Annotated in this window: 24 protein-coding genes and 1 pseudogene; 10 read left to right on the top strand and 15 right to left on the bottom strand. The window is 69.7% G+C overall.

Going from position 1 to position 24,675, the window contains the following annotated elements; translation table 11 throughout:
• Nucleotides 1–43: 43 nt before the first annotated feature.
• Together ABEA43_RS49015 and ABEA43_RS49010 are read right to left on the bottom strand one after the other, a co-directional pair.
• Nucleotides 44–1,138, bottom strand: coding sequence for a substrate-binding domain-containing protein (locus ABEA43_RS49015; protein WP_345572979.1), 1,095 nt, complete (start codon nucleotides 1,136–1,138; stop codon nucleotides 44–46).
• A gap of 483 nt (nucleotides 1,139–1,621) precedes the next feature.
• Nucleotides 1,622–2,430, bottom strand: a pseudogene (locus tag ABEA43_RS49010) (SAM-dependent methyltransferase).
• Between the two features lie 213 nt (nucleotides 2,431–2,643).
• Between ABEA43_RS49010 and ABEA43_RS49005 the strand changes: the two are divergent.
• The gene (locus ABEA43_RS49005; protein WP_345572978.1) at nucleotides 2,644–2,940 is read left to right on the top strand and encodes a hypothetical protein; all 297 of its coding nucleotides are present in this window, start codon (nucleotides 2,644–2,646) and stop codon (nucleotides 2,938–2,940) included.
• A 186-nt stretch (nucleotides 2,941–3,126) separates the two neighbouring features.
• Here the strand turns inward: ABEA43_RS49005 and ABEA43_RS49000 are convergent, their stop codons facing one another.
• A complete protein-coding gene (locus ABEA43_RS49000; protein WP_345572977.1) occupies nucleotides 3,127–4,059 on the bottom strand; it encodes an HNH endonuclease in 933 nt (310 codons plus the stop codon).
• A 475-nt stretch (nucleotides 4,060–4,534) separates the two neighbouring features.
• Here ABEA43_RS49000 and pnuC point away from each other — a divergent pair, with 475 nt between their 5' ends.
• The 5 genes from pnuC to ABEA43_RS48975 all read left to right on the top strand — a co-directional run bounded on the left by pnuC (nucleotide 4,535) and on the right by ABEA43_RS48975 (nucleotide 8,919).
• Nucleotides 4,535–5,128, top strand: a complete 594-nt coding sequence (gene pnuC / locus ABEA43_RS48995; RefSeq protein WP_345572976.1) for a nicotinamide riboside transporter PnuC — start codon at nucleotides 4,535–4,537, stop codon at nucleotides 5,126–5,128.
• Nucleotides 5,125–6,225 (top strand): AAA family ATPase, encoded by a 1,101-nt coding sequence (locus tag ABEA43_RS48990; RefSeq protein ID WP_345572975.1) that lies wholly within the window; start codon nucleotides 5,125–5,127, stop codon nucleotides 6,223–6,225. Before pnuC ends, ABEA43_RS48990 begins: the two co-directional genes overlap by 4 nt.
• Nucleotides 6,226–6,274: 49 nt before the next feature.
• Nucleotides 6,275–7,285 carry an aldo/keto reductase gene (locus ABEA43_RS48985; RefSeq protein ID WP_345572974.1) on the top strand — a complete coding sequence of 337 codons (1,011 nt, stop codon included), beginning with the start codon at nucleotides 6,275–6,277 and terminating at the stop codon, nucleotides 7,283–7,285.
• A complete protein-coding gene (locus tag ABEA43_RS48980) occupies nucleotides 7,285–7,884 on the top strand; it encodes a TetR/AcrR family transcriptional regulator (protein ID WP_345572973.1) in 600 nt (199 codons plus the stop codon). The genes ABEA43_RS48985 and ABEA43_RS48980 overlap by 1 nt, the downstream gene beginning before the upstream one ends.
• 117 nt (nucleotides 7,885–8,001) lie before the next feature.
• Entirely contained in the window at nucleotides 8,002–8,919 is a 918-nt protein-coding gene (locus ABEA43_RS48975) for an NADP-dependent oxidoreductase (protein ID WP_345572972.1), read from the top strand.
• A gap of 103 nt (nucleotides 8,920–9,022) precedes the next feature.
• Here the strand turns inward: ABEA43_RS48975 and ABEA43_RS48970 are convergent, their stop codons facing one another.
• The 3 genes from ABEA43_RS48970 to ABEA43_RS48960 all read right to left on the bottom strand — a co-directional run bounded on the left by ABEA43_RS48970 (nucleotide 9,023) and on the right by ABEA43_RS48960 (nucleotide 14,029).
• On the bottom strand, nucleotides 9,023–10,459 hold the full coding sequence (locus ABEA43_RS48970; protein ID WP_345572971.1) for a serine/threonine-protein kinase: 1,437 nt from the start codon (nucleotides 10,457–10,459) through the stop codon (nucleotides 9,023–9,025).
• Nucleotides 10,459–11,904 (bottom strand): serine/threonine-protein kinase, encoded by a 1,446-nt coding sequence (locus ABEA43_RS48965; RefSeq protein ID WP_345572970.1) that lies wholly within the window; start codon nucleotides 11,902–11,904, stop codon nucleotides 10,459–10,461. The genes ABEA43_RS48970 and ABEA43_RS48965 overlap by 1 nt, the downstream gene beginning before the upstream one ends.
• A gap of 223 nt (nucleotides 11,905–12,127) precedes the next feature.
• Complete coding sequence (locus ABEA43_RS48960) at nucleotides 12,128–14,029, bottom strand: outer membrane protein assembly factor BamB family protein (protein WP_345572969.1); 1,902 nt, start codon at nucleotides 14,027–14,029, stop codon at nucleotides 12,128–12,130.
• 195 nt (nucleotides 14,030–14,224) lie between these two features.
• Here ABEA43_RS48960 and ABEA43_RS48955 point away from each other — a divergent pair, with 195 nt between their 5' ends.
• The gene (locus ABEA43_RS48955; RefSeq protein WP_345572968.1) at nucleotides 14,225–15,814 is read left to right on the top strand and encodes an FG-GAP-like repeat-containing protein; all 1,590 of its coding nucleotides are present in this window, start codon (nucleotides 14,225–14,227) and stop codon (nucleotides 15,812–15,814) included.
• Nucleotides 15,815–15,844: 30 nt separating this feature from the next.
• On the opposite strand, the gene ABEA43_RS48950 is transcribed toward ABEA43_RS48955, so the two are convergent.
• From ABEA43_RS48950 to ABEA43_RS48940, 3 genes are read right to left on the bottom strand one after another with little or no spacing between them, the layout of a single operon-like run.
• Nucleotides 15,845–15,997 carry a hypothetical protein gene (locus ABEA43_RS48950; protein ID WP_345572967.1) on the bottom strand — a complete coding sequence of 51 codons (153 nt, stop codon included), beginning with the start codon at nucleotides 15,995–15,997 and terminating at the stop codon, nucleotides 15,845–15,847.
• 24 nt (nucleotides 15,998–16,021) lie between these two features.
• The gene (locus tag ABEA43_RS48945) at nucleotides 16,022–16,822 is read right to left on the bottom strand and encodes a serine hydrolase (protein WP_345572966.1); all 801 of its coding nucleotides are present in this window, start codon (nucleotides 16,820–16,822) and stop codon (nucleotides 16,022–16,024) included.
• Complete coding sequence (locus ABEA43_RS48940; protein ID WP_345572965.1) at nucleotides 16,780–17,082, bottom strand: hypothetical protein; 303 nt, start codon at nucleotides 17,080–17,082, stop codon at nucleotides 16,780–16,782. The genes ABEA43_RS48945 and ABEA43_RS48940 overlap by 43 nt, the downstream gene beginning before the upstream one ends.
• 223 nt (nucleotides 17,083–17,305) lie before the next feature.
• Here ABEA43_RS48940 and ABEA43_RS48935 point away from each other — a divergent pair, with 223 nt between their 5' ends.
• Nucleotides 17,306–17,839 (top strand): helix-turn-helix domain-containing protein, encoded by a 534-nt coding sequence (locus ABEA43_RS48935; RefSeq protein WP_345572964.1) that lies wholly within the window; start codon nucleotides 17,306–17,308, stop codon nucleotides 17,837–17,839.
• 74 nt (nucleotides 17,840–17,913) lie between these two features.
• A complete protein-coding gene (locus ABEA43_RS48930; RefSeq protein WP_345572963.1) occupies nucleotides 17,914–18,309 on the top strand; it encodes a DUF2809 domain-containing protein in 396 nt (131 codons plus the stop codon).
• Between the two features lie 94 nt (nucleotides 18,310–18,403).
• On the opposite strand, the gene ABEA43_RS48925 is transcribed toward ABEA43_RS48930, so the two are convergent.
• Genes ABEA43_RS48925 through ABEA43_RS48900 form a run of 6 tightly spaced genes read right to left on the bottom strand, consistent with a single transcriptional unit; the run spans nucleotide 18,404 to nucleotide 23,804 of the window.
• Entirely contained in the window at nucleotides 18,404–19,273 is an 870-nt protein-coding gene (locus tag ABEA43_RS48925; RefSeq protein ID WP_345572962.1) for a TauD/TfdA dioxygenase family protein, read from the bottom strand.
• A gap of 36 nt (nucleotides 19,274–19,309) precedes the next feature.
• Nucleotides 19,310–20,089, bottom strand: a complete 780-nt coding sequence (locus tag ABEA43_RS48920; protein WP_345572961.1) for an ABC transporter ATP-binding protein — start codon at nucleotides 20,087–20,089, stop codon at nucleotides 19,310–19,312.
• A complete protein-coding gene (locus ABEA43_RS48915) occupies nucleotides 20,073–21,110 on the bottom strand; it encodes a taurine ABC transporter substrate-binding protein (RefSeq protein ID WP_345572960.1) in 1,038 nt (345 codons plus the stop codon). Before ABEA43_RS48915 ends, ABEA43_RS48920 begins: the two co-directional genes overlap by 17 nt.
• A 20-nt stretch (nucleotides 21,111–21,130) precedes the next feature.
• Entirely contained in the window at nucleotides 21,131–22,006 is an 876-nt protein-coding gene (locus ABEA43_RS48910) for an ABC transporter permease (protein ID WP_345572959.1), read from the bottom strand.
• Entirely contained in the window at nucleotides 22,003–22,401 is a 399-nt protein-coding gene (locus ABEA43_RS48905) for a hypothetical protein (protein WP_345572958.1), read from the bottom strand. Before ABEA43_RS48905 ends, ABEA43_RS48910 begins: the two co-directional genes overlap by 4 nt.
• Complete coding sequence (locus ABEA43_RS48900; protein ID WP_345572957.1) at nucleotides 22,398–23,804, bottom strand: DHA2 family efflux MFS transporter permease subunit; 1,407 nt, start codon at nucleotides 23,802–23,804, stop codon at nucleotides 22,398–22,400. The genes ABEA43_RS48905 and ABEA43_RS48900 overlap by 4 nt, the downstream gene beginning before the upstream one ends.
• A gap of 49 nt (nucleotides 23,805–23,853) precedes the next feature.
• Here ABEA43_RS48900 and ABEA43_RS48895 point away from each other — a divergent pair, with 49 nt between their 5' ends.
• A complete protein-coding gene (locus ABEA43_RS48895; RefSeq protein ID WP_345572956.1) occupies nucleotides 23,854–24,480 on the top strand; it encodes a TetR/AcrR family transcriptional regulator in 627 nt (208 codons plus the stop codon).
• The last annotated feature ends 195 nt before the right edge of the window (nucleotides 24,481–24,675 follow it).

Raw genomic sequence — 24,675 nt, 5'->3', positions numbered from 1 at the left:
TTGTATTACGGGACGGAAAAACGAAAGTAAACGAAAGTATGGATCACTCAGGAGACGCGCCGCACGAAGCCCGGATCCGAAGCCTCGGCCGCAGCAGCTGGGTATGCAGCGGCCGGTCCGGATCGTTCAGCCGATCGACGAGCATCCGCACGGCCGTGGCCCCCACCTCCTTCTTGGGCGGCGACACAGCGGTCAGGGGGATGTCGGCGAGGGCGGCGACCTCGTCGTCATAGGTCACGATCGCCAGATCCTCCGGTATCGAGACCCCACGGCTGCGCAGCTGCCTGACCAGGGAGAGAGCGTCCATGTCATTGTGCACGAGAGCGGCACGCACGCCCTCGTCCCTGAAGATGCCCAGGAGATCGTCGACGTGCTCATCCATCGCCGCCGGCGCGCCCGGGGCGGCGCGCGGGAACATCCGCACCGGTCCCTCCCGCAGGCCGAGTGAGCGCTGGGCGAGCTCGTGCCCCTGGCGTATCCACGGGGTGGTCCTGCTCTCGCAGGCGAACAGCGCCACCTGCTGGTGTCCCAGCCTGGCGAGATGGCACGTGGCCAGATAGGCGCCGTACGCATGGTCGGTGGCCACCTGCTCCGCCTTCTGGATCGACCAGCCCGCCTGCCGTTCGACCAGGACCAGGGGCATGTCGAGCTCGTTCACCCACTGCTCTGTGGCCGGCGAGAGCGTGGGGTTGTCGCTCGGCGTCAGGAGCAGCCCGTCCACGCCGGAGGCCCGCAGCTGCGCCACCTGGCGGCGGTCCTCCTGCAGGTCGTACCGGGAGACCGCGAGGGTGATGCGCACGCCGAGCTCGCGTGCGGCCTCCTGCGCGCCCCTGATCACCGCCGGGAAGTAGTACGCCGTCTGCGGCACGAGCATGCCGAGCAGGTACGGCTCGGACCGTGCGCGCTCCCTGTCCTGCTCGCCGGCGGCCGGCTCCTCCCTCTCTCGCGGTGGCGCGTCCGGGATCGACACGGCGCCGCCGTGCACCCGGACCAGCAGCCCGCGCCCGGCCAGCTCCCGCACGTCGTGCCGGATGGTGACGGCCGAGACACCGAGGCCGGCGGCCAGATCCGCCACCTTGACCGAGCCCTTACGGCTCAGCTCTCGCAAGATCGCCCCGTGTCGCTCCTCGGCCAGCACGTAAGAGCTCCTCTCCGTCCATGTGTTTCATTCGTCATCGTACCGCTGACGTTCGCTTTCGAAAACGAGCGATTCCGCTTCTGGATACGACGATCGTCTCCGCAGAGGAGTATCGCGTCAGGACGGCCCGCCGTCACGCCACTCAGGCCGCTGCAGAGAGGGGATCAGCCCGGCGACGACGCCCTGTTCGTGCGCTCCAGGCTGCGGGCGAAGCTGTGCAGGGCGGGCAGGCCATCGGCGCTGATCACATCATCGGCCAGGGTGGAGCCGTGCTTGGGCGGCGGAGGAGATCGCCGGCCGAGGCGGCGCGAGCTGACGCTTCCTGGCTCAGCGGGTGGCAGGCCGAAGGCGCCCTGCTCGATCCGGGCGTCCGGCGCTCATGGAGGAGGTGATCGTGCCGGGGCGCTCCGATGCGTTCGATCAGTGTCGTCATGAACGTCAGCCTCGACGGCGTCGTGCAGAGCCTGGGCCGTCGCGACGAGGTCAGTGTTTGCGGACGATCCCGCACCACTGGTCGACCTCGATGGGCAGATTGCCGTCGTCGTCCGGCTCGGCGCGCCAGCGCGAGCACGAGACCCAGCCCGGCTCCACCACCTCGAGGCCGCCGAAGAACTCGGCGATCCGCTCGGGGGTGCGTAGCTTCAGCTTCGGCTCGGCGTCGAGATTCCACACGCGTACCGCTTCGGCGGTGACCTCGCCGTTCACCGCCGTGGTGGTGTTGGCCACCGCTATGTAGCTGCCGGGTGGCACGGCGGCCAGCAGCCGGTCGATGATGCGCTGCAGATCGTCGTCGTTGCTGATGAAGTGCATGATGCCGAGCAACATGATCGCCACCGGCTGGGAGAAGTCCAGCGTCTTGGCCGTCTCGCGGATGATGTGGTCCGGGTCGTGCAGGTCGGCCTCGATGTAGTCGGTGGCGCCCTCCGGGGTACTGGTCAGCAGGGCTCGCGCGTGCACCAGCACCAGCGGGTCGTTGTCGACGTAGACGATGCGCGACTCGGGGGCCACCCCCTGCGCGACCTGGTGGGTATTGTCCTCGGTCGGCAGCCCCGTACCGATGTCGAGGAACTGCCGGATGCCCATCTCATCGGCCAGGTAGCGCACGGCCCGGCCCAGGAACAGCCGGTCGGCCTGAGCCAGTTCGATCACCACGGGGAAGATCTCCCGGACGCGATCGCCGACCTCCCGGTCCGCGGCGTAGTTGTCCTTGCCCCCAGCCAGTAATTCCAGATCCGTGCCGTGTGCGGGACGTGTGACCGGAGTTTGTCCGCAAAGACGGATTCGTCGGCCATTTCAGCCTTTCCATGAACTGTGGGGGGAGCCACTACGCCTTTGACTCATAGCATGCGAACTCGGTCAAAGATCCTTGTATGGCGTGTTGCGCGCCATTGTGCCACCAGTCAGCGGGCCGCGTCCCGCGTACCGGTAGATCAACGATCTAGGGTCGCGTCGCGGCACATCGTGGGAGGCTTCCGGGTCCGGACCAACATGCGTGCCCAGTCAGCATGCCGCCGGAACCCGCCACCGGCCGACCTTCCGTCGAAGGGGACGGCGTAGATCACAAACTGCGCATCCCACGCCGCGGGCTGGGCCGTCCCCGCAAACATCCCGGGGCGCGTGCTGGCCGACCGCCTGGGTTTGACGCCGAGCGGTACAAGGAGCGCAACGCCGCCGAGCGGTGCATCAACAAGATGAAGGGTCATCGTGCGGTGGCCCTTCGCGCCGACAAGCGCGAGCGCATCCATCAGGGCACCGTCGACGTTGCCTCGATCAGGATCTGGCTCCGCGACCCGGTTCGATGACGACACTCCCCAGACGGTAGAGAGATGGTCGTCGATGAGTGAACCGCCCCGACTTTGATGGGGACCTCAGCGGTTGATTGCTAGGGCTGAACCGCTCCGGCTTTCGGGGAGGCGCCGGTGTGCTCTGGGTTCGGCGGGTAAGCCATGTTGCGCCGCGGCTCATCCATTCCCGAGTGTTCCGCTCGCCTACACGCGCAAGAACACCTCGTCGAGGTGCCACTCGAGAGTCTCGGGATGGGGCCGGTCTCGAGGTCGGCTCGGAACGTTGATCTCCTGTCCGGCTCGGCGGTAGAAGTCCTCTCCGTTGCCGAACTCCTCGCGCAGTCTGGGGCTGACAAGCAGTCGGCGCTTGGGGTCGATCGCCAGGTAGCCGCGATCGAACAGCGTGTGCACGTCCGAGCGGAGAAGTAGTCCGTTGTCCAGGCGATGTTCGCCGCCTGCTGCGACCGGGCGGATGTGGGCCGCCTGCAGGACCGGTCGGATCCTGTCACCGCTGATCGCGCACCGGCGTTCGTACGCATGCAGGACCACGGCCTGGAAGGCCTGCTGGCCGAGCCTACGGGGGGCCAGCCGAGGGTCGCCGTAGACCGGACCGTCACGGTGCCACGGTTCGGACAGGTCGATGTTGACGCCGATGCCGATCCTTTGCAACAGGTCATGGAAGTATGCGGCGGCCACGTGACGTGCGAGGTCGTAGCTTTTGCCCTGCACGATGTTGGATGCGAAGTCTGGAGGTGGCCCGGCGATTCGATCGTCTGGGAAGAAGAAGACGTCTCGGATGATGACGCAGCCGATGGCCGGGTCCTCTCCCGGGTCTATCGGCTGGCTGCGGTATCGCCCGACTTGGTGGCGCAACTCGCTAAGGCTCGCAGAGCCGTTGCCCTGCCCGAAGAACTCCCATGCCTCCGACACGCGAAGGGGCGCGAAGCCGCTGAAGAAGCCACCGCCGACCACGCGGTTGTGCGGGTGGTGGGTCTTGAAGAAGAACGGTTCGCCGTGGTCGAGCGCACGGAATTCGCGGCTGCTGGAGGGTCGCCAGAAATTGACCTCGGTGAGCGTCGGGCGTGCGGAGAGGAACCGGTACCAACTTCCGTCAGTGATCCCGACGTACGCTTTCACGGGCGCAATTGTGCATGTTTTTGATCAGCCTTGCCAGAGGGCCGATGCTTGATCCGCGCGAGGACGTTTCTCCTCGGAAAGCAGCGCACAACCGGGCCCTTCCGCGGTGCTCCTGCGGGCGGGAACGCTGGCCGCTGTTCGTGCTCATGTGGCACGCGCCGCTGCTGACCGGGGACGGGTTCCGCGGTCTGCCCGGCTGAGGTCCGCGCTGCATGCCTTACGGGCGGGTCGCTCATACGCCGACCTCGACAAAGCAGCCAACCCCGGCAACCGGCCGACGGAAGGGTTGCCGAGTTCGACACTGTCGGAACTGCTCAACAAGGGCCAGGGTGAGCTGGGAGACGCTGGAAGTGTATCTGCGCCCATACTCGAACCCGCCGCTGCCGGGGAGGGGCTGACCGCGGACTTCGGGAAAGCACCGAGACGCAACCCCGCCCCACCCCTTAGAGTCACTTTGACAATAAGGGGGTGGGGTGTGAGCCTCACATGGACCGAGGTCCTCGGGTTCGCCACCGGGGCGCTGTGCGTCTGGCTCGTGGCGCGCCAGCACATCGCCAACTGGCCCATCGGCATCGCCAACAACGTCTTCTTCATCGTCCTGTTCACCCAGACCGGGCTGTACGCCGACGCCGGCCTGCAGATCGTCTTCATCGCCCTGGCCTGCTTCGGCTGGTGGACCTGGGCCCGCGGGGGCGGCCCCGGCCAGGTGCTCCCGGTGCGCCGCACCAGCCGCGTCGAGTGGATCTGGCTGCTCGTCTCCGGTGCCGCCGGCGTCGCCGCCCTGACCGTGTTCCTCGCCCGGATGACCGACTCCACCGTGCCCTTCTGGGACGCCCTCACCACGTGCCTGTCACTGGCCGCCACCTACGGCCAGTGCCGCAAGCGGCTGGAGTCCTGGTGGTTGTGGATAGCCGCCGACCTGGTCTACATACCGCTCTACGCGTACAAGGAGCTCTACCTCACCGCGATCCTGTACGCCGGCTTCCTGACGTTGTGCGTCCTCGGCCTGCGCGGCTGGCGGCGTGACGTGGCGCTCGCGGTGAGCGACCCGGCCGGGGCGGTCAAGTGACCCGGCGGTTCGGCCACGGCCTGGTGCTCGGCAAGTTCTACCCGCCGCACGCGGGCCACCACCACCTCGTGACGACCGCCGCAGCCCGCTGCGAACGGCTCACCGTACTGGTGTGCGCGGCCACCATCGAGTCGATCCCGCTCGGCGACCGGGTCGCCTGGATGCGGGACGTCCACCCCGGGGTCAGGGTCATCGGCACTGTGGATGACCACCCCGTGGACATCGGCGACCCGTCCGTCTGGGACACGCACATGGCTGTCTTCCGGCGGGCCGTCCCCGAGCCGGTCGACGCGGTCTTCACCTCCGAGGACTACGGAGAGGAACTCGGCAGGAGGTTCGGCGCCACGGCGGTGTGCGTGGACCCGGAGCGCCTCGCCCAGCCGGTGTCCGGCACCGCGGTGCGCCGCGACCCAGCCGGCACCTGGCACTTCCTCGCCCCCGCGGTCCGGGCGGGCCTCGCCCGCCGCGTGGTCGTCCTGGGCGCGGAGTCCTCCGGCACCACCACCATGACGCGCGCGCTCGCCGAGCACTACCGCCGGCGCGGCGGCCCGTGGGCCGCCACGACGTGGGTGCCGGAGTACGGGCGGACGTTCAGCGCGGAGCAGCTGGCGGCGCTGAGGGCCGTCCGGCCCGACGCGCGGTGGGCCGACGTCACCCTCGCCTCCGACGACTTCCCGCACATCGCCCGGCGTCAGGAGCGCGACGAGGACGCCGCTGCCCGGTCCGGGAGCCCGGTCTTGTTCTGCGACACCGACGCGTTCGCCACCACCATCTGGCACGAGCGCTACGTAGGCGGGAGCCATCCGGAGGTGGCCCGGATCGCCGGCCGCGGGCGGCAGCACCTGTGGCTGCTGACCGACCACGAGGGCGTGCCGTTCGAGGACGACGGGCTGCGCGACGGGGAACACCTCCGCCCCTGGATGACCGTACGCTTCCAGGACGAACTGGAGCGCACCGGACGTCCCCACGTCAAGCTCCGCGGCTCCCACGAGCAGCGGTTGACGGCGGCCGTCGCCGCCGTTGACGCGCTGCTGGCCAAGGGCTGGGACCTCGCCGGCCCGCTCCCCGAACGGCGGACCCGTAACGAACCAAGGTAGCAAGTTACAAGTTTTGACATCTGTAACCAACCCGCTTAGCGTTTGCCGTATGGAGCAGAGAACACTCGGCGCCGACGTCTGTGTGGGGGCGGTCGGGCTCGGTTGTGCAGGCATGTCCGGCGCGTACGGACGCAGGGCCGACGAGCAGAGCATCGCGACGCTTCGCAACGCACTCGACGCCGGGATCACGTTCATCGACACGGCCGACCACTACGGGATGGGGCACAACGAGACGCTCATCGGGCAGGCGCTGCGACCCGGCGCTCGCGACCGCTCCGTGGTGAGCGTGAAGTTCGGCGCGTTGTTCGGTGTGGACGGCAGCGTGCGCGGCATCAACGGCCGGCCCGACGCGATCCCGAACTTCCTGGGCTACTCGCTGCAGCGGCTGGGCACCGACTGCGTGGACATCTATCGCCCGGCCAGGCTGGACCCCGCTGTCCCGATCGAGGAGACCGTCGGCGCCGTCGCCGAGATGGTGCAGAAGGGCTATGTGCGCGGCATCGGCCTGTCCGAGGTCGGCGCCGAGACGATCCGCCGCGCCCACGCCGTGCACCCGATCACCGACGTCCAGATCGAGTACTCACTGTTCAGCCGCGGCGTCGAAGACGAGATCCTGCCCACGTGCCGCGAGCTGGGCATCGGCGTCACCGCCTACGGGGTGCTCGCCCAAGGAATGCTGACCGGGACATGGCGACCGGATGCCGGCGACGCACGGCATCGCGGGCATCTGCCCCGCTTCGCCGCCGGCAACATCGAGGCCAACCTCGCGTTGGTCGAGCGGCTGCGCAAGATCGCCACCTCCCGCGGCGCCACGGTCGCACAGCTCGCGATCGCGTGGGTGCTCGCGCAGGGTCGCGGGCACCGCGACATCGTCGCGCTGGTCGGGGCCAGCCGACCGCACAGCATCACCGAGGCGGTGGACGCCGCCGGCCTGCGGCTGACCGAGGACGACCTGGACGTGATCGAGCAGGCCGTCCCCCGAGGGGCGGTCGCGGGAGAACGCTATGCCCCTGCCCTGCTCGCGCTGCTGGACAGCGAGCGAACGGGCGGCAGGCGCTGATGCCAGCCCGAATCCCGCTGGACGCGAACGCCATCCTGGCGGCCACCGAGGAGATCCTGCGCCGCCACGGACCGGACAAGGCAACCGTCGTCGACGTCGCCCGGACACTCGGGGTCAGCCACGCCGCCGTCTACAAGCACTTCCCCTCCAAGCAGGCGCTGCGCGAGGCCGTGACCCGGCGCTGGCTCGACCGCAACCGCGACACCCTCGCCGTCATCGCCGCCGACGGTGCGGTCCCGCCAGTGCAGCGGCTGCGCACCTGGCTGCACGCCGTCCTGGCCGTGAAGCAGGCCAAGATTCGCGAGGACCCGGAGCTGTTCGCCGCCTATGGAATCCTCGCGACCGCGCACAGCAGCGTCGCCACCGGCCACGTCGCCGACCTCTTGGGCCAGCTGACGGCCATCATCGCCGACGGCGCCGCCGACGGCAGCCTCCGCACCGAGGACGCGGAGGCCACCGCCCGCGTGGTCTTCCACGCCACCGCCAAGTTCAACCACCTCGCCCACGCGGCCGAATGGCAGAACCCCGGCATCGACACCGAACTCGACGAGGTGTGCAGCCTGCTGCTCGAGGGTCTTCAGGCCCCCACCTCGCCATAGCCGGATGGGGTTGAGCACACGTCGCGGCTGATGTCAGCGGCGCGCTCAGTCCTGCCCATCACCACCCGGGCAGCAACGAACAAGGAGTGACGAACAACCGTGGTTCAAGCAATCGGAGTGACACAACCCGGCGGACCGGACGCTCTCGGCGAGCTCGATCTGGCGGCCGAACCGATCGGTCCCGGCGAGGTCAGGATCCGGGTCACCAGCGCCACGGTGAACCCGACCGACGCGATGATCCGTTCACGTCCGCGACAGGATGAGGCGGACGCGGTGCGGGTGCCGGGCATGGAGGTCGCCGGCGTGATCACCGAAATCGGCCCCGCCGTCGACCGCCCGTTCACGATCGGGGACGCCGTCATGGCCATCGTGGTGCCCTCGGGCGAGCACGGCGGCTACCGGGCAGACCTCGTCGTGCCGGCACGCTCGGTCGCGAAGATCCCGGCCGGGCTCTCGGACGTTCAGGCCGCCACCATCCCGATGAACGGGCTCACCGCCCGGCTCGCACTCGACACGCTGGCGCTCCCGGCCGGCGCGACGGTCGCCGTCACCGGCGCCGCCGGCACCGTCGGCGGATATTTCGTCCAGCTCGCCAAGCAGGCCGGGCTGGTCGTCGTCGCCGACGCCGGTCGGCAGGACGAGACCTTCGTCCGCGACTGCGGAGCCGACGAGGTCGTGCCGCGAGGGGACGACTTCGCCGCAAAGGTCCGCCGCCACCACCCCGGCGGCGTCGACGGGCTCCTCGACGCCGCCGTGCTGGAGGCCGCCGCGCTCCCGGCTGTCAAGGACGGTGGAACCGTCGTCACCGTCCGCGGCTACCAGGGCGACGGGAGCGACCGGGTCCGCGTCGCCCCTGTCTTCGTCCGCGACTACGTCGAGGCCGCGGCCGAGCTCGACCGGCTCGCCGAACTCGCCGGTGAAGGACGGCTCACCGTCCGCGTGGCCGGCGAACTGCCGGCCTCCCGAGCCGCCGACGCGCATCGCTCGCTCGAACGGCGCGGCGTTCGCGGGCGGTTCGTCCTGCGGTTCGGCTGACCGTTCCTCGTGGAGGGCTGCACATGACTCCCGAAAGCGCCGTCACCACGGGAGAAGCCGTCGCCGCCGTCGAGCCGAGGAGCGGCACCGCCGATCGAGGCGCTCACTGGGTGGTGAAGGGCGGGCAGATCTCGAAGGTCACCGAGCGCTGCACCTGTTGCGGGGTCAGCAGCTTGAAGGTGATCCGGTTCCGGCTCGGTGAGTCGAATCCCTGGGGCCCGTACTGCTTCAGCGTCGAGGTCAGCGGAAGCGAGGGGCTGCGCCCCTTGTCGACGCCGTTGACGATCCACCGATAGGTGTACTCGACGCGCCCTCCGGTGGGCTTGAGCACGGCGTAGACGGTCGTGCCGCTGCTCCAGCAGCCCTGACTCAGCTTGGCGCCCTGCATGTGGATCGACACGCTGACTCCGCCGCCGGTCCTGGGTTCTGACGTGGTCTGCGTGGGCTTGGGGGCGGTCGATGTCTGGGCTGTGGGCTTCGTTGTCGTCTTGGGCACAGCCGTCGGGGTCGGCTTCGCCGTGGAGGCGGGGCCCGGTTTCCTGGTCTTCTTCCTCGTCGGCGTGGGAGTCGAGGTCGGGTGAGGGGATGAGCTCGGCTGCAGGGATGAGCCGGGCTGAGCTGTGATGGTCTGTGCGGTCGATGGCGGCCACCACCACACCACCGCCGCGGTGGCCAGGGCCGTGACCGTGACGCCCCCGACGATCGGCAGCACCAGCATGCGCTTGCCGCCCCGCCGTACGGGCTGAGTCCTGTTCCGCCGTCCCGGGTGCGTGGGCGGCGTGCCGCCGAGCAGGCGGAGCAGGACCTCCTCTATGCCGGGCCGGTCGGCCGGGTCCTTGGCCAGGCAGTCGAGCACGATCTCGCGCAGCGGCGGAGCCAGATCGCCCACGTACGGCTCGTCGTTCAGGACACGCTTGATCACTGCCGGCATGGTGTCGTTGCCGAACGGCGGCGTGCCCGTCGCGGCGGCGACGATCACCCCGGCCCACGCGAACACGTCGGCCGGTGGCCCCGCCGGCGCACCGGCGAGCTGCTCCGGCGCCATGTAGGCGGGGGTGCCGATGATGCTGCTGGTAACGGTGAGGGAGGTGTCGGTGGCACGGGCGATGCCGAAGTCGATCACCCGCGGGCCGCCCGGGCCCAGCAGCACGTTGCCGGGCTTGAAGTCCCGGTGTACCACGCCGGCGCGGTGGATGGCGGCCAGCGCGGTGGCCGTGGCCACCGCCAGCCGCTGCAGGTCGGCGCCGTGATGGCGGCCCGCCTCCTGGAGCGAGGGACCTTCGATGTATTCGGTGACGATGTACGGCATGCCGCCGAGCGAGGCGTCCAGCACCTGGGCGATGCAGAACGGTTCGACCCGGCGGGCGGCGTCGATCTCCTTGGCCAGCCGCTCGTCCCCGTTCCGCAGCACCTTGACCGCGACCCGCCGGCCGTCCGGGGCCTGGCCCAGGTAGACCACGCCCTGGCCGCCCTCGCCCAGCCGGGACAGGAGCCGATACCGGCCCGCGAATTCCGGGTCTCCGGGAGCCAGGGGGCCCATCAGTCGTCGTCGCAGTTCTCGAAGGTGACGCTGCGCTGGATGCTGACGGGTGAGGCGATCTTCAGCACGACCCGGTGCGTCCCGAGCTCCGTGATGGGGCCGTACTGGGGCAGCTGCGTGGCGCTTTCACGGGTGCTCCACTGGGAGGTCGTCACGACCTTGCCGTCCAAGATCCAGGAGTAGGTGAAGTCGATGCCCGGCGGCCCCTCCACCATGGCCTTCATCAACGTGGCGCCGTAGAGGCAGTCGGAGGGCGGGTGTTTGTTCCCCATCGCCTCCACCGACAGGATCCGGATGTTCGGCCTGGCCGCGGGCTTGGGCGTGCTTCGCACGGTCGGCCGGCTGGTCGACCGTTGCGTGGTGGGCCTGTCCGTCGATCGTTGTGCCGTGGGTTTCTCGGTCGGCCGTTGCGTGGCGGGCTTCTTGGTCGCGGGTTTCGTCGTGGCGGGTTTCTTGGTCGTGGATTTCGTGGTGGCCGGCTGGGCCAGGGCGGACAGGCTCGGGGCCGGGCTCGGGCTTGGGCCGCCGGAGAACGTCGCGAGCGCCGCGGTGGTGGCGATCGCGGCGATGGCGACCGCCCCGGCCGTGGCCACCACCACCGCCGTACGCCGGCTCGGCGCGGGTCTCCGGCGCTGTGCGGCGGGCACCGGCCCCGGTGCGGCGGGCACCGCCGCCTGGCCGCCGAGCAGGCGCAACATCACATCCTGCATCGTCGGCCGATCGGCGGGATTCTTGGCCAGGCACCGCAGGGCGATGCCGCGCAGCGGTTGCGGGAGGTCGGCGAGCTGGGGTTCGTTGTGCAGAATGCGGTTGATCACCGCGGGCAGCGAGTCCTCGCCGAACGGTGGCGAACCCGTGGCGGCGAAGGTGATCACCGAGGCCCAGGCGAACACGTCGGCCGCCGGGCCGACCAGCTCACCGGCGAGCTGCTCGGGCGCCATATAGGCAGGGGTGCCGACGATGCTGCTGGTGGCCGTGCGAGCCTGGTCCATCGCGCGGGCGATGCCGAAGTCGATCACCCGCGGGCCGTCCGCGCCGAGCAGCACGTTGCCGGGCTTGAAGTCCCGGTGGACGATGCCCGCCTGGTGGATCGCGGCCAGCGCGGTGGCCGTGCCCACCGCCAGCCGCTGCAGGTCGGCACCCTGGTGGCGGCCCGCCTCCTGGAGCGAAGGGCCTTGGACGTATTCGGTGACGATGTACGGCACGCCGTCCAGCGAGGCGTCCAGCACCTGGGCGATGCAGAACGGCTGGACCCGGCGGGCGGCGTCGATCTCCTTGACCAGCCGCTCGTCCCTGGTCCGCAGCACCTTGACCGCCACGGGCCTGCCGTCACCCGCTTGACCGAGGTAGACGACACCCTGCCCGCCCTGACCCAGCCGGCCGATCAGACGGTACGTGCCGACCACCGATGGGTCGCCCTGCCGGAGCGGTTCTACGTTCGGCATGACGAGAGTGACTCCAGGGACGAGGGCGACGGATCTCAGACTGTAGCGACCCATTGCCGTTTTGTTGGGCTATATCGAGACATGTTGCGCTACGGGGCATCCGATCTGTGGGGCTTCGTGGATGACATCGCACCCATAGAATCCTCGGCCGAAGGATCCTGATGGGTACGCCGACCGGGGAGGGAGACGCTCGCCGTACCGTCTCCCAGGTCATAAACGTCGGTCAGAGCTTGATCCGCACGAGGTTGCGGGCCTTGAGCGTGTAGAGGGTGCGGCCGTCCGGGGAGGCGGCCAGCATCGGGTCACCGTACGTCTGCGCGGCCAGGCCGGACACGACCGTGGAGACCGTCATCGTCCTGGTGTCGAGGCGGTAGATCTCCTTGCCGTCGGTGCCGTAGATCTTGCCGTCGGCCTGGATCAGCGTGCCGGTGCCTCCGGCCGTCACCGGAACCGGGACGGTCCTGGTGACCTTCTTGCTCCAGGGGTCGAACTCGAAGGCGACGCCGGTGGAGGCGATGCCGTACAGCTTGCCCCGCTGTTCGGTCAGCGCGGCGATCCGCTTGGCGCCCGGGACCGGCGTCAGGCTCCACCGGACCTTCTTGGTGAGCAGGTCGAAGGCGGCGAGCTTGGCCTCCGACTCGACCGGGGTGGTGCCGAGGCCGCCGTAGATCTCGCTGCCGATGTAGGCGGTGCCGGGCAGGCTGGTGATGGCGCGTACCGACTGGTTCGGGATGACGTCGCGGAAGGCCTCGACGGCGTTCGTGAGCGGGTCGTAGAGAGCCAGAGCGCCGCCGTGCAGGCCGTACTCCGGCTGGGTGCCGACCAGCAGCCGCCGGGTGAGCTTGTCGTAGTGGGCGCCGAGCGGCCGGTTCTGCTCGGCGCCGACGCGGGTGAGCCGGCGCAGGCCGGAGCCGTCGGGGCGCATGCGGAACAGGTACGCCAGAGTGTAGACCGACAGGTAGACCTGGTCCCGGATCGGAGTCATCACCTTGGCTTCGCCGGGCAGGAACGTGCGCGTGCTCGTGCCGGCCGCCAGGTCGTGCACCTGAACCCCCGCCTTGCCGCTGACCAGCACCTGATCCTCGGTCGCCGTGATGGCCATGGCCAGCTCGGGCGCGGGCGGCATCCCGGCCTGGGTGAGGTCGAGGCCGGTCAGCTCGTTGGTGGCCGGGTCGTATTCGACGACCGAGCTGGTGAGCACGCCGACGACCTTGCCGCCGCGCAGGAAGATCCGGCCGAAGGACGCTCCGTCGTACGGCACGGCGAGCTTCTCCGTCGTGGCGGTGTCGCGGTCGTAGCGGTAGAGCGTGCCCGAGGGCCGGGTGCCGAAGTAGACGTCGTTGTTGGCCGCGTCGATGCCGATGGCGGTCACATAGGAGTCGCCGGGCGCGTCGACCAGCGTGTATGTGGAGGGGTCCGCAGTCTCCATGAGCATCATGTCACCGGTCGCCGACAGTCCCGCGGCCAGCAGTCCCTGCTCCAGGGCGAGCGTGCCGACGAAGGTGCGGTCGGCCAGCTCGGGCGGGAGGATCTCGCGCTTGGCGCCGGTGGCCCGGTCGATGGCGATCAGGTGTGCCTTGGCGCCGACGCCCGCGTAGATCGTGGTGTCGTCGACCGCGATGCTCCGGACGTACTGCTCGCCGGCGACGGCCTGGCCGAAGTCACGGGTCTTGCCGGTGGCCGGGTCGTACTCGACCACCCGGCCGCCTGGATACGTGCCCGCGTACAGCTTGCCGTCGCTCGCGGCGTCCAGGCACCAGATGAAGTTGTCGGGCTTGACGTCGGCCACCTTCACCGCGGCGCCGGTCGTGGTGTCGACCTTGTGGAGATCGCCGGGCGTGTACGTGCCCACGTACAGGTCGGTGCCGACGGCGGCGGTCGCCCACGCGCCGTCGCCCGAGGGCAGCTCGGTGATCGAAGTGACCTTGCGCTGGGCGGGGTCGTAGGCGCCGATCCTGGTCGGCTTGATGCCGCCGGTGGCCACATAGAGCTTGTCGCCGACGAACTCCGATCCGCTGATCGAGGTCACCGAAGAGGCGGGCCCCAGATCCTCGACGACCGGCGCGGGCGCTCCGGTCACCAGGCCGGCGGCCAGAGCGACCGCGACGACTGCGTTGAACGGCATGGGGGGTACTGCCTTCCATTTACGGACTGGACCGATATTTGCGCAATTCGTATCACGGAAGCCGAGAATCAATCAAGGTTGTGCGATCCGGCACGGCGCCCTGAGCTGTGGCCGAGCGGCGTGGTGGCATTCGCCCGCCCCCGGCCCTCGGGAGACATACCGCCGCTATACCGGCGCTCCCTAATCTGCGGGCTCATGAGATGGGTGAAGACCGGCGTCTGTGCCGCCTTGATAGCGATGTCGACGGCCGTGGCCGTCTCGGAGCCCGCCGCGGCGCGGGAAAGCGGGTTGAGCCCGTACGACCAGCTGGTCCTCTCACACGAACCTGCGGCCTACTGGCGGCTGTCCCACCCGTCGGCCGGTACGGAGCTCGACCGGGCCGGCAACGGGTACAAGGGCACCTTCCGCAACGTCACGAGCTCCGTACAACTCCCCAACAGGGACGGCGCCGCCGTCTTCGACGGCACGTCTGGCTATTTCGAGGTGCCCAACGCCAATGCCTTCCACATCTCGACCACCGGGAAGTTCACCGTGGAGGCGTGGATCAGGCCGCACGCCCTGAACTTCCCCGACGTGGAACAAGACGGCTACATCTACTTCCTGGGGAAGGGGACGAAGTCCAACGCGGGCGGCGACCAGGAGTGGGCCGGCCGCATATACAACAAGTCCCACCCGGAGCGCCCCAACCGCGTCTCCGGCTATGCCTGGAACCCCGAGGGCGGATTCGGGGCCGGCGCCGCCTTCCAGCACGTGCTGACGGTCAACCAGTGGATGCACGTCGCGATCACGTTCGACACCTCCGAGGGCACATACGGCAAGGTGCGCATCTACAAGAATGGCGTGCTCTCCGGCTCTGACAACCTGGTCTATCGCCCGGGCAAGGAGGACGAGGTCATCGTCAAGCCCAGGCCCGGCTCGGCTCCCGTCCGGTTGGGCACCCGCAACTTCAACTCCTATTTCAAGGGGGCGATCGGGAAGTTCGCGATGTACAACCGCGCGCTCACAGCGGCAGAGCTCCGCTCGCACTACGCGGTGATGACCGGCGCGAACCAGGACTTCAACCGCGACGGGGTCGGCGACCTCTTCTCGGCCGCCACCGGGACGCTGACCATCTGGAACGGCACGGGCGCCAACGGCTTCGCCGCCGCCACGCCTGCCGGGCTCGGCTGGGACGCCTACAGCCGGCCGATCGCGGGCGACTTCAACCGCGACGGCCTCACCGATCTGGCCGCCTCGAAGAAGGACGACCACACCCTGCACATCTGGAACGGCAAGGGCGCCGACGACTTCACCGCCGCCCAGCCGCTCGGGGCGGGCTGGGCGCCGTACGAGGACACGCTGGCCTCGCTCGGCGACATCGACCAGGACGGCAACGACGACATCGCGGCCACGGACAAGGGCACGCTGTACGTCTGGAACGGCAAGGGCGGTAACGCCTTCGGCCCGAGGACCGCCATCGGCTCCGGCTGGGACGGCTACACCCGGCCGATCGGCGGCGATTTCAACGGCGACGGGATCGGTGACCTGGCGGCGGTCAGGAAGGCCGACCACACTCTCCTCATCTGGAACGGCAAGGGCGCCAACAACTTCACCGCCGGCCAGGAAATCGGACCGGGCTGGGAACCGTACGCGAGCACCTTGATGACGCCCGGCGACATCAACCAGAACGGCATCAACGATCTCGCCGCCACCCACAACGGCAGCCTGTACATCTGGAACGGCAAGGGCGCCAACCAGTTCGGAATCGCGCAGTCCCGCAGGTCGGGCTGGGCCGGGTATTTCTGAGCTGCCGGCGCTGCTGGCGATTGCGCGCGGTCACCGTGTCAGAAGGTGAAACGCTCCCCGGACGATGGACTGGCTCTTGGCCGCCACGTCGATCGTGTCGGGTGCGGTGGTGGGGTCGGACACCATGAGGCTGGTGGCCAGCGCACGGCCGTCGGCGGTGCGGGCGAGGTAGTGCAGGGTCACGACGCCGGGCTCGCTGCCACCCTTCTACCAGACTGCCGGGTATCGGGAGGCGTCGAGGTGAAGTCCGTCGTCGTTGAGCGAGAGAGCGTGGTGGATCTCGGGCTGGCCGAGCCGTAGCAGGCCTGCGTAGGCGTGGCAGATGTCGGCCGGCGAGGCGAAATACTCGATCTGGTCGATGTATCTGGGTTGGGACCAGGTCTCGGGTATTTCGGGCAGCGGTGACCGTTCCAGCTCCAGCACCGCGGCCATGCGCCGGCGGGTCGGCAGGGCCAGGTACTGCCGTGCCCGGCCCTCATCCGAGGTGGCCTTGAGCTGGAAGAAAGCCTTGGTGGTGAGGATCGGGACGTTCGCATCGGGCTGCCGGTGGCCGAACAGCGGCAACTGGCGTCGCACCGCGTCCCGGCCCAGCCGGTGGATGAGGTGGTCGGTGGCGGTGTTGTCGCTGATCGAGATCATGTGATCGGCGTATTCCGACAGCGGGAGCATGGTGCCGGCCGCGCAGTTCTGCAGGGTGCCCGAGGGCAGGCTCTTGTACTCGTCGCGGATGGCCAGCGGCTCGTTCCACGACAGCCGTCCTTCGGTGACGGCTTGGGCGAGCGCGCCCAGCACGTACAACTTGAACGCCGAGCCGATCGGACGTTGCGTGTCCGCGTCGAGGCCGTGCGCGAGCTGGCACTGTCCGTCCGGCTCGATCTGCGCCGCGGCGAAGGATACGCGTGCTCCCAGCTCGGCCAGCCGTGCGTCGATCTCGGTCCACGAGGTCGGCTCGGGTTCGTCTGGAGTCAGGCGCAGGTTGTCCACGCGCCCCGCCGCCTCCACGTGCACCGTGATGCGGTAGCCGTGGTGCGGCTGTGCACGGCTGCCTGGACCTGGTCCGGTCGCGTCGTGAGGGTTTCGCGGAGGGTTTCGCGGAGGGTGAGCGGGCCCACTGCGGCCAGTGCGGCGTTGATTCCGTCCGGTCCGCCGCTCGCCTCCAGCAGGGCCGGGGCCAGGTGCTGACGGATCTCGCCGTCCGGCAGCGGACCCCGTAAGGAGGCGTCCAGCAGCCAGGCCAGCTGTTGTTCTGCGGCGGTTTCGTCGATCACTGCTGTGCCTTTCCTGCGAGGGGGTGGTCAGCGTCTGAAAGCGGACAGGAGCCGGGCGATCGCCGGTCGGCGCGGTGCCAGAGCGTCTCGGCGGACGCCGTGGCGATCGCCGCCGGATCCGTTCCCAGGGTCATGCCGACACCATGCTTTCTACTATTTTGCGAACGGTAGCACAGCATGAGACTATTGCATCGTGGACACTTTGGAGCTACTGGCGCATCCGGTGCGGCTGCGGATCGTGCATGCGATGCGCGGAGAGCGGGAGCTCACCACCGGCCAGCTCTGCGCACGGATCCCCGACACCTCGAAGGCCATGGTCTATCGGCACGTCGACCTGCTCGCGGCCGGCGGCATCCTGGAAGTGGCGGGCGAGAGGCGGGTGCGCGGGGCGGTGGAGCGCCGCTACCGGCTACGCCACGACCGAGCCGTCCTCGACGCCGACGCACTCGCGGCCATGACGCCCGACGACCACCGGCGCGTCTTCGCCACCTCGATGGCCGTCCTGATCACTGAGTTCAATGCCTATCTCGACCGCGAGGATGTCGACCCGGTGGCGGATCTCGTCGGCTACCGGCAGCACGCCGTCTGGCTCACCCGCGGCGAGCTGGAAGAGATGATCAGCGAGTTCCGTCGCGTGATCCTGCCCCTGTTGGCCAACCAGCCGACGCCGGACCGCACGCAGCACCTGCTCAGCCCGATCTTTTTCCCGGTCGAACAGTCACCCACCGACTCCGAGCCGGGCTCATTGTCTCCGTGATGGCGAGGTCTCAGGGGACGAGCTCTATGATCGGATTCGTCCTGATCGCTGAGCCCGGAGAAGGTGTCAATCTCATGCGCCGCGCCATGCTCCTTCTGGGTGGCGTCGCCCTCGCCGTCGGCGCGTTCACCCTCTTCTACCGGGGCCCGGGACAACCGTTCATCCGCGGTTACGTGAGCGACGTCGCCGCCACCATGCTGGTCTACGCGTTCCTGGGGCTGCTGTGGCGCACCACCGCCGCACGCCGCACCCTGGCCACGGCCGCGATCGCCGCCGCCGTCGAGATCTACCAAATAGTCGGCACGACCCCGCCGGGCTTCGGCGGTGTCCTGGTCGGCGCGTTCCCCGACCCATGGGATCTGGTCGCCTATGCCATCGGCGTGGTCGCGGCCCTGGTCTGGGAACGCCGATCGGTCCGATCCGGTGATCGGACCGGCGGACTCTCGGACGACATTCCAACGGCACTCTGACAGTACGAACGCTGCCGCAGCGGCGAGTCCACCGGATTCGGCCTGGACGGTATGCCTGGCGGAAGGTCCCCGGGGGATCACGAACCTCGCGGCATCAGCGAGAGGCCGCCGGGCCGAAGGGCCGGTCGCCGCGCAGGGTGATGCGGTGCATGACCCGGTGAGCGGTGCCGTAGTCGCGGTTGGCGTAGTGGGCCGTCGCGCGGTTGTCCCACATGGCGACGTCGCCAGGCCTCCAGCGGTGGCGGACGATGTGCTCGGGCTTGGTGAGGTGCGCGTAGAGCAGGTCCAGGATGGCGCGGCTCTCGGCGTCCGAGACGCCGACGATGTGGGAGGTGAAGCCGGGGTTGACGAAGATGCCCTTGCGGCCTGTCTCGGGGTGGACGCGGATGACGGGGTGCTCCACCGGGTCCAGCCGGGTCACGACTTCGCCGTCCCAGACGCTGCCCTGGCCGCCGCGACGCTGGGCCAGGTAGTAACCGAACTCGCGGTTGCCGTCGTGCACGGCGGTGAGCTGGTCGGCCAGTGCGCGTACCGGGGCGGACAAGGAGTCGTAGGCGAGCTGGCTGTTGGCCCAGCTCGTGTCGCCGCCGCTGGGCGGCAGGATCACGGCGCGCAGGATTGATCCGAGCGGGGGGCGGGCCATGAACGTGACGTCGGTGTGCCACACGTCGGCGAAGCCGTTGTCGGCGCTGTCGAGCGCGTAGATCTCCGGGTGCGCCTCATCCACTCCGCCGACGACGGGATGGGAAGCGGTCAGCTCGCCGATCCGCCGCCCCAGGGCGACCTGGCCGTCGGCGTCGAGGGTCTGCCCGGGGAAGAAGAGCACCTTCCTGTCGATGAGCGCGGCTCGTACCGCGACCAGGTCGTCGTCGTGGGCGGTGGCCAGGTCGAGCCCTTCGACGCGGGCGCCGAAATGAGGTCCGAGCGGATCAAGGGTGAGCGTGGTGGCGGTCGGCGTGGACATGTGCCGTCTCCTTCGAGGTGGTCGGAAGCGGGGCTGTCAGGCGGCGGCGCGGACGGCCTGGCTGACCGTGGCGCGCAGGGCGGCGTATTCGGGCAGGGCGCGTAGCTCGTCGGGCTCGAGGCCGGTGCGTGGCAGGCGGATGTCGAGGTCGAGCGCGACCCGGCCGGGCCTTCTGGTGAGCACCACGACCCGGCTGCCGAGGAACACGGCCTCCTCGACGCTGTGGGTGACGAACACCGAAGTCCGGCCGGTCTGCGCGCTCACCAGCCGCAGGTCCTCCTGAAGCCGCTCCCGGGTGAGCGCGTCCAGCGCGGCGAACGGCTCGTCGAGCAGCAGCAGCGGGTTGTCGGCCGCCAGCGCTCTGGCGAGGGCGACCCGCTGCTGCTGACCACCGGAGATCTGCCAGATCCGGCGGTGGGCGACGTTGCGCAGACCGACCCGCTCCAGGAGCTCCCGGACCCGGCGAGCGCGTTCTTCGCGGGGTACGCCCGCGTAGCGCAGGGCGAGCTCCACGTTGCCGCCCACACTCTTCCAGGGGAACAACCTGGGCTGCTGGAAGACGATCCCGGCGCCCTGGCCGGGCGCGGGCCGAGCGCCGTTGGTGAGCACGGTGCCGGAGGTGGGCCGCTCGAACCCCGCGATCAGACGCAGCAGCGTGCTCTTGCCGCAGCCGGACGCGCCGACGATCACGAGGAACGATCCCTGCGGGACATCGAGCGAGACCGGCCCCAAAGCTGTGACAGCGTCGGCGCCCCTGCCGTACACGTGCTCGACGTCGCAGGCGTGGACCGCGGCGCCCTCAGGAGCCGAGGACATCGGGAAGGCCCTTGTTGTAGATGGCCTGCTGCACGGCCGCCAGGTCGGGCACGGCATCGATCTTCTGCTGTTCCTTGAGGAACTGCGCGGCGCTGACCAGGTTCTGCGCCAGCGCACCGGGATCGCCCGGGGTGCCCAGCCATTCGGCGGAGGCCAGCTCGGCGGGCTTGAGGAAGACGCCCTGGCTGAGCTGGTCCTTGGCGTCGTCCTTGGCGAGGTTCAGCTCGGCGGCCACGGCCGTGGCCGCCTCGTCGGGATTGCCGGCGATCAGATCGAGGGCCCTGGCCTCGACCTTGCGCCAGGCGTCCACCGCCTCCGGATGGGCCTGGATGAACGCGGTGGACACCACGCCGAGGTCCAGCGTGGGCTTGCCGGCCGTGGCCAGCTGGCGGCTGCTGATCAGCGTCTTGCCGCCCTTCTTCAGCTCCTTCAGCGTCGGCAGCCAGGTGTAGGCCGCGTCGATGTCGCCGCGGGTCCAGGAGGCGAGGATGTCCTGCGGTTCGAGGTCGATGAGCTTGACCGCCGACTCGGGCACCTTCGCGCGGCTCAGCGCGGCCAGCAGGCTGTAGTGGGCGGTGGAGGCGAAGGGCGTGGCCACCTTCTTGCCGCGCAGGTCCTCGATCTTCTCGACGCCGCTCCCGTTCCTGGCCACCAGGGCCTCGTTGTCACCGGCCACGTCCAGCACGAACGCCACCTGGTACGGGATGTTGAGCGGGGCGGACAGGCCGCGGGCGACCGGGCTCGACCCGATGGCGGCGATGTCCACGCTCTTGGCGACGAAGGCGGTGTTGATGCTGGCGCCGGAGTCGAACTTGGTCCACTGGATGCTGTAGCCCGGAAGCGCCTGCTCCAGCCATTTCTTGTTCTTCACGATGAGATCGCCGCTGGGGAACGCCTGGTAGGCGATGCGGATGCTCTTGGCCGCCGTACCGCCTCCCGCCGACGCGGCGCCGTTGCCGCACGCGGTCAGAGCGGTGATCAGGACGATGGGGAGCAGGAACGCGAGACGGGGTGGTGACATGGAGAGCTTCCTTTTCAGAGTCATGAACGGCCGCGCCACGGGATCAGCCGCCTTTCCGCGACCCGCAGCAGGCCGTCGATGAGCAACCCCGAAATGCCGATGGCGAACAACCCGAGCACCACGACGTCGGTCTGCAGGTAGCGCTGGGCGTCCCGGACCATGCCGCCGATGCCCGGCACGCCGTTGACGGTCTCCGCGGCGACCACCGACGAGTACGCGATGCCGACGGCCAGGCGCACGCCGGTGAAGATCTCCGGCAGCGCATGGGGGAGCACCACGTCCTGGACGACGTTCCGCCGTGACGCGCCCAGCGCCCTGGCCGCCTCGACAAGGTCTCGCGGGGCGCCGTGCACGGCCGCCGCCGTGGCCACCGCGACCGGCGGCAGCGCCGCGATGGCCAGCAGCCACAGCTTGGGCGTCTCGTCGATCCCGAACCAGATGATGAGCAGGCTGAAGTACGCCAGCGGCGGCAGCGCCCGTACGAACGTGACCACCGGCTCGGCCACAACGCGGATCCACGGAACGGTGCCGAGGACGACGCCCAGCAGGAGCCCTGCCGCCACCCCGATCGCGGAGCCGATGAGGATGCGGCGCAGGCTCACCCCCAGGTGCTCGACGAGCAGGCTGCCGCTGTAGCCGCGGATGCCCTCATGCGTCGTGGACAGCCGTACGAGCTGATCCCACACCGCGCGGGGAGCGGGTACGAACGACGGGTTGTTCGCCGCGGTGGCGGCCAACTGCCACAAGCCGAGCAACGCCAGGGCGGCGAGCACGCGCACACCCACTCGCTGGGCCGCCCGCCTCGTCCGGGCCGATCCAACCCCAGGCCGGACACGGGGATCGAGGCGCTCCTGCACGGGGACGGCGGCGGTGGGCATGGGGGGTGGAGAGGTCACAGCGGTCGCTCCGTGGGGCCGGGCGCTCTTGGACGGGCACATGTCGCAAGGACACATGCATTTCCTACCAACTTATAGGAAATTAAGCAACCGTCGATCTTGCAGCGAACCGGCGGAAAGATGTTCAGGGTGCTCCTGGCGGCCGGCCCGGCGTCGATCACCTCTCCCAGTGCGGAGCCGAACAGGGCGTGGCCGGGCCGGTAGGTGCCCAGCGGCATGCCGATGTCGGCGCCGGTCATCAGCGTGCGCATGACGGCGGCGAGCGCGAAGTACCGGTTGCGGACCAGCACCTGGTCGTCGCCCAGGGCAGGGAGAGGGACCTCCACGAGGCGGAAGTCCGCAAGGCGGGGCTCGCCGTCGGGGTGGCGGACGAGGTGGATCTCTCTGCTGATCATTGTTGCTCCTTGGGTTGGTTTCGAGCCGAGGCGGTACCGCCGGGTAGCAGGAGAGCGCACAGGGCGCCGGCGGCCGTGATGGCGGTGGCCCACCAGAACGCGGTGCCGAAGTCGCCGGTATGGGTGAGGATCACGGCCATCAGGGCGGCCCCGATCGTCCCGCCGAGGCGGGAGAAGATCTGCAGCACGCTGCTGCCGTGTCCGGCCGCCGAGGCGGGCAGGTTGCGGTAGCCGGCCGCCATCGCCGGCATCATGGCGGCGCCGAACCCCAGACCTCGCACGATCAGCGCGAGCGCCGCCGCCCAGCCCGGCATGCCGTCCGGCAGCTGGGTCAGCACCAGCGTGCCGAGCGCGATCAGTGCCATCCCCGTCACGACCACGCGGCGCGGGCCCACCCTGTCGGTCAGCATGCCGGCGATCGGCATGGACACGGCGGTGCCGAGGCCCTGAGGGGCCAGCAGCAGGCCTGCGGCCAGGGCGCTGTGGTGCTGGACCTGCTGGTAGTACAGGGGCAGCAGGAGCATCACGCCGAAGACGCTGACGCTGATCATGATTCCGACGGCGCCGGCGCCGGCGAACGCCCTGTCACGGAAGTAGGCCAGCGGGATCAGCGCTCGTTCGCCCCGCCTGCGGGCGTATCCGACGAACAGCGCCACCAACAGTGCGCCACCAGCCATCGGGCCCCACACGCCGAGGGCGCTGAAGGTGCCCGTGTGACCCGCCTGCGACAGCCCGTACACCAGCAGTGCCAGGCCGGGCCCCAGGAGTGCCAGCCCGCCGAAGTCGAACCGCTGCCCGCCCTGGCTTCGAGGCGGGTCCGCGGGCAGCCGGTGGATGCTGATCAGCACCGACGCCACGCCCACCGGCAGGTTGATGAGGAAGATCCAGCGCCACGGCAGGTGGTCCACGATGAGCCCGCCGGCCACCGGCCCGAGGACAGGCGCGAGCAGGGCGGGCACGCCGACCAGGGTCATCACCCTTCCCATCCGGTCGGGCCCGGCGGCCCTGGCCAGGATGGTCTGCGCGACCGGCATCAGCAGCGCCCCGGCCGCGCCCTGCGCCACCCGGAAGGTGATCAGGCTGCCCGCATCCCAGGACGCCGCGCACAGGCCCGATCCGGCCGTGAACAGCGTCACGCCCAGTACGAAGAGCCGCTTGGCGCCGAAGCGGTCCGTCAGCCACCCGGTGGCCGGGATCACCACGGCCAGGGCCAGCATGTAGCCGGTCACCACCCACTGGGTCGTGGCCAGGCCGGCGTCCAGCTCGCGGCCGAGCGTGCTCAGCGCCACGTTGACGATGGTCGTGTCGAGCATGCTCATCACGATGCCCAGCACCAGTACCAGGCCTAGTTGCAGAAGATTCGCGTCGATACGCCCGTGTTGCGTTGCCGGTGGAGGGGACATGCCGCAGAAGCTAGGACACTACCTGAGGCAGATGTGTAACATTTAACGAATGAGCTCCGCGACCCGGCCACCGGCCCCATCACGGCGTCGAGGGCTGCGCAGCGACGCCCGCGCCAACGACGCGCTGATCCTGTCCACCGCTGCCCGGGTGCTGGCCGAGGATCCGAACGCCACCGTCCAGCGCATCGCCGAGGAGGCCGGCCTGGTGCGCATGACCGTCTACCGCCGCTTCCCCAACCGTCAAGCCCTGCGCCTGGCCATCTTCGAGACCGCGGCCGCCGAGGCCCAGCAAGCCATCACCAACGCCCTGGACGGCGACCTCGACCCGGTGGCCGCACTGCGCGCGCTCATCATCGAGATGGCCGCCATCATCCAGCGCTACCCGGTGCTCGCCGTCAGCTCCGAATGGCAGCCCCTGCCCGCCGAGTCGCACCGCCCGTCACCGCCTCCGGCCTCCCGGCGCATGCACCAAGCCGTCTTCGCCCTGGTCAAGCGTGGCCAGCAGGAAGGACTGCTCCGCCGTGACCTCCCGCCCGAGTTGCTCCCGCAAGCCATCACCGGCACCCTGCACGTCGTCACCCGATTCGCCCGTACGCTGCGTACCGACCCTTCCACCATTGGCCCCCACGTCGCCGACCTGCTTCTCGACGGCTTCGCGGCACAACCGGCGTCCTGAGGGCTCCCCGGCCAGCAGCCAGCTCGTCATCGTCCAGTGCGCGCACCGTGGTGGGGCGGAGCTCGGCGAGTTCGCCCAGCCGATCCGCGAACGGCCACCAGCCGCGATGCATGCAAGAGGAGGGAGTCGTGGCGACGGGGTCGGACCGCGTGGCAGCACGCTCGGCAACGGCGTCACCGAGCGTGCTGTGCCGGA

Origin of the sequence: Nonomuraea rosea (genome assembly GCF_039539705.1) — a bacterium.
GTDB lineage: Bacteria > Actinomycetota > Actinomycetes > Streptosporangiales > Streptosporangiaceae > Nonomuraea > Nonomuraea rosea.
Note: the sequence above shows the minus strand (reverse complement) of the source record. Positions and strands in the feature narration are given on the sequence as shown.